2 protein-coding genes and 2 pseudogenes are annotated in these 4,264 nt (G+C 56.4%); 1 reads left to right on the plus strand and 3 read right to left on the minus strand.

Annotated features, from left to right (window positions below):
- Positions 1 to 323: 323 nt before the first annotated feature.
- Positions 324 to 572 (plus strand): annotated as a pseudogene (locus EP26_RS34255) (integrase core domain-containing protein); the annotation flags it as partial.
- A 40-nt stretch (positions 573 to 612) separates the two neighbouring features.
- Here the strand turns inward: EP26_RS34255 and mobF are convergent.
- The 3 genes and pseudogenes from mobF to EP26_RS38865 form a co-directional block, all read right to left on the minus strand.
- On the minus strand, positions 613 to 2,178 hold the full coding sequence (mobF, locus tag EP26_RS34260) for a MobF family relaxase (protein WP_084113162.1): 1,566 nt from the start codon (positions 2,176 to 2,178) through the stop codon (positions 613 to 615).
- On the minus strand, positions 2,178 to 3,161 hold the full coding sequence (locus EP26_RS34265) for a hypothetical protein (protein WP_245624572.1): 984 nt from the start codon (positions 3,159 to 3,161) through the stop codon (positions 2,178 to 2,180). The genes mobF and EP26_RS34265 overlap by 1 nt, the downstream gene beginning before the upstream one ends.
- 117 nt (positions 3,162 to 3,278) lie before the next feature.
- Positions 3,279 to 3,746 (minus strand): annotated as a pseudogene (locus EP26_RS38865) (TniQ family protein); the annotation flags it as partial.
- Positions 3,747 to 4,264 lie beyond the last annotated feature (518 nt).

Here is a 4,264-nt window from a genome sequence, read left to right on the forward strand (position 1 = left end):
CGCCTGGCTGTGGTCCTGCACCGCATGTGGTCCGACGGAACCACGTTCCAACCGCTCGGGAGGGCCGCCGCGTAATCGGACCAGCCGCTCCAACGAGATCCGCGCGCGTCGCGGAGTGGTGTCCCCGTGGGGACGAGGGTGAGGCGAGGACGAAGCCGTTCCTGCTCCGGGCATCCCTGGGTGCCGAGGGCGCGTAAGGGAGATTGGTCCCGCCCCCCCTTTTAGAACCCCATCCTGGGGCGGCCGATGCGCCGACCCCGAAGAGAAGCGTGAAACCCACGCGGGACAGCACCACTGCTTGACGCACGTGCCCACGATTAGAGAAGAACGGGTATGTCGAGAGCTTCAACGGCAAGCTGCGCGACGAGTTGCTCAACATGGAGGTGTTCAACACGCTCGCTGAAGCCAAGATCCTGATCGAGCAATGGCGCAGGCACTACAACACCGCCCATCCACATTCCTCGCTGCGCTACCGACCGCCTGCCCCAGACGTCATCCTGACACCAACTCCGCCGTCCCCCGCTGGCCCGCCATTCTCCAACTCAGGCCAAGCTGCAGCCATGCTCCACTAAAAATCCGCCTGGACCCCCTCGTGGGGGCTGGTCAAACCCATCAGCCCGAACTCGCACTATCATCCGGCGCCATAGCAATGATTGAAGGAGCAATGGCACGCCGGATCTTCTCAGCGCGGTCAAGCATTTGGGAATCGTTTTCCATCTCTTTCATGTTACTCTCAAAGCGGGTGTTCTGCCGCGCCATCCCGCGTCCATTCTTTGCCGATCTTGCATAAGGATGACCCTCGATTGTGGAAATCTCTCTCTCGACAGCGAGCCGCTTGATCCCAACATTATTGGCATGCAAGGTGGTGCCACACTCACTGTGAGGTTGCCGGTTTACCGCCAAGTTGGACCAAAGCGCGTCAAGAATAGCGCCCTGAAAACTGTGGTCGCGTTTGCAAGTGCGGTATATTGAAGTTGATGATGCGTGTTCACAAAAATCGCGTAGATGTTCAGAAACTAATTCTATATCAGCTTTTTCACAAAGTCCGGCTCCGATCAGTCCGCGCATTGCGAATACCCTTAGCCAGACCTCGTTCAACGCAGTATCCGATGCTATCGTAGCTTTTGCCTGGGCTGTAGCATTAGTGCACGCGCATTCAATCCGCTCTGCTTTTGACATTTGGCGTGGCTTGAATTCTCTTACGACGCTTTTGTGCTTCCAGCCAATTTCGCTAGCGTCCTCGATCCAGCCCTGCATATTGGGTAGGGTACGCAAACCACCGAGCCGCGATATTTCTGCAGATCTGCGCAACCAAGCAAGATCATCCTTCTCGCTGAGATCCTCCCACCGGCGTCCGACTCTCTCGGCAAACCGCCGCGCAATTGAACCGATGACCCTATTGCGTTTCGAAAAGAACTCCACTGCTCGGGAGTCGACGGCTGGCAAGACAGCTGAAGCGCCGTCTTTCCCGCATGTCACATGTATACCGAGTGCGCGCAACTCGCATGCGAGCTCGACCTGAAAGCGCGCGCCACAGAGATGGACTACGGCCCTTGAAAGGCGTTGGCTATCAAGTGAGCCGATACGGCCGTCGAGCGTGACCACGAGGTTGAAAAGAACGTTGTGAATGTGGACAGCTGGATCACCCTGGACGCGCACCGTGGAGTCTGCCTTCGTACCATTTCTGCCCACCTTAGCGGCAAGAGTACCCCATGCAGTCCGATGCCGAATTGATAGCCATGTTGTGCAGCCGGGCTCAGTTCCGCCCGCACCCATTTTCCCTTTGCGGGCTTGGCCGAGAATAGAAGCGAGCAGCTCCATGGCTATGTTGTTGGCACGGCTTATGCAGCCCCATATTGCAGATGCCTCGTCTACAGTTGGGGCGAACACTAATGCCAATGCCACAGATTTGTGCGGCTGCAGAACGAAATCAAAGCCGCAAACCGTGCGGCGTCTGGTTCTTGCCGGCCACATTCGTCCGTTATCGGCGCGGCAAGCTAAGAGCAATCGCGCCAGTTCGGTGCTGGTAGGCGGTCGGCTCAAATCTATGCCAAGCACCTGTTCCACGATTCTTTGCGCGCTGGGGGCCCAAGCAGGGCAGCCATCCTGCGGGACGATCTCGTCGAGGTAATTTGCCGCGCTGCTAGCTCCAACAATCAGTTTGCCGAATGTTAGCATTACAGGTTTCGTACGAAGGCTTCGTCGTTGGTCGCGAGGGCGCGGGTCTCTGATGCGTTCGCGCCCAATGAAGCTACTCTGGCTAGCGCAGCGAGAATGGTGCGTCGCTTGCGCCCTTGAAGATAGTGTATAATGGCAAGGCGTTCGCCTAATTTGGCCCGCAGCGCGTCGAACTCCTCGCGGCTAGAGAGTCTGCCGCTGGTGCTCGTCTTTAAATCCGTTAGACTTTCCTCCAGTCTCGATGAACATCGACGGAGTGCGTCCTCTCGATCTCCTTTGTTAGAGTACCCGAATCGGGTGTGTGAGATTGTATTTTCTAGTTCCAATATATTTAATAGTTCTTCTGCAACTTGAATCGGCGTTGCTTCCATTCCATTGCATTGCTTTAAGTTATGCTGCAAAGAATTTTTTGTCTGAGCGTACCTCCCTCGCATTGCCGCCGACGCCATTCGCCAGCCAGATGGACCCATAGGCAAGCCGGTGAGGGTGCTGATCCTATATTGAACCGGCCCCGCGAAATCATGCAGCCTATGCGACAGCACGCTTGCTTTTCCATGCTGGCGATTGCGTAGCCAAGCCATCTCCGCAACACTCATGTGCGACAAAAAGTCGGCGAGCCCTAGAGGCCGGCCCGAAAGCGCTGTGAGTGGTGAGAAGTATTGGATTCCGATGTCTGTTCCATCGAGAAGCGCGAGAACGGATGCTGCGGAGGCGAGTCCGCCTGCGACATCCCGGGTATTGTATCGGGACAGGTCGACCGGCCGATTAACGTTCTCCACCGGCGGTCCGACATAACTGGCACAAAGGTCGGTCACCGTATCCACGAATTCAGCTGGACTCTCACCTAAGCTCCACGGACCCTGAGGCATGCTTCCATTCAGGGCGTCTGTCAGTTCTAACTGAAACTGGCGAAGCTGACCAAATGCGCCCGGACCGAACGTGAGCAGGGACAGGCCATCTAAAGGCTCCTGACGCTCAAGCATCTGTTCGAACAGCTCAATGCATTTTCGGCAGGTCAGCCTAAGCCGTCCGCCGATAGGTACCGGTTCCGAAGTGCGTTTCGCGCAACGGGGACAGTAGTCGGCGAGCAATTCAGCATGAAGACTGCACACCAGGTACGAATGGCTGTAGCAAGCAGTCCGACCGACCGCCTCTCCGAATGAGCGGAGATCATCGCGGACGCAGCTTCGGCACCAAGCTGGCCGATCTCTGCACCAGTTTTGCCCGCCCGTGGCCGACGGCCGCATCTGCTGCAATGCCGCATGCTTAACGCCGGTCCGCTTCGAAAGAGTGCTGAGGATGCGATCAAGGTTGATGCAATCCGCGGCCGTGGTTGGCTCTTTGGCGAATTGCTCCTCCTGCGTGAGGGACTCAAGAAAGCGGACACTTGTCATGCTATATCTTGAGGCAAGACGGCTTATCCACGAAAGTAGATGTTCACTCTCTATAGGATCAGGCACAATCGGAAGCGGCCTAGACGCGATCATTAGTGGAAATCCGACTTTGGGTAAGGACACACTGTACCGCCGAGCTATAAAGCTTTTGGTTATGATGCACCAACGGTGCATTGGTGTGCCCACTAGCTGTTTTGCTTCCCCTTGCTGTTTCGGCTGAGTCGGGTTGCGGGGCGGGTGCGGCCGGGCGGCAGCCTTGTGACATTCCGAGTAAATGCTTTCGAGAATCAGGCGAACAGCGGCGACGGCGGTTTCGGCTCTCTCGTTGAGCTAGATTGTAGGACAGACGCCGAAAGATCGAGCGCAGCATTCGAGCGATCAACGGTTTGGTAGGGGCCAGTCTCCAGAGCCGATGCGAATAAACGCTCTTCCTAACACTCTGATAGTAGAGGAAAGCATGATTACGATTTTGGCGTCTCCTGACAGAGCGGCGACAGAGCAGTGCGCATTGGCAGATGAGCTTCGGGGGCATCACTAAATCATTTCCTCCGGAAAGGAATAAACGAGTTGCTGTTTCTTAGGTTAGAGCAGGCGAGACTAAGGCCTGTTAGAGCTTGAGTGCTATTCCCATATTCGGGGCATGACAGACAGGAACGGTTGTGAGGTCTTCACCGACGCGGCATGGGCGGTCT

The organism is Belnapia moabensis DSM 16746, assembly GCF_000745835.1.
Lineage (GTDB): Bacteria > Pseudomonadota > Alphaproteobacteria > Acetobacterales > Acetobacteraceae > Belnapia > Belnapia moabensis.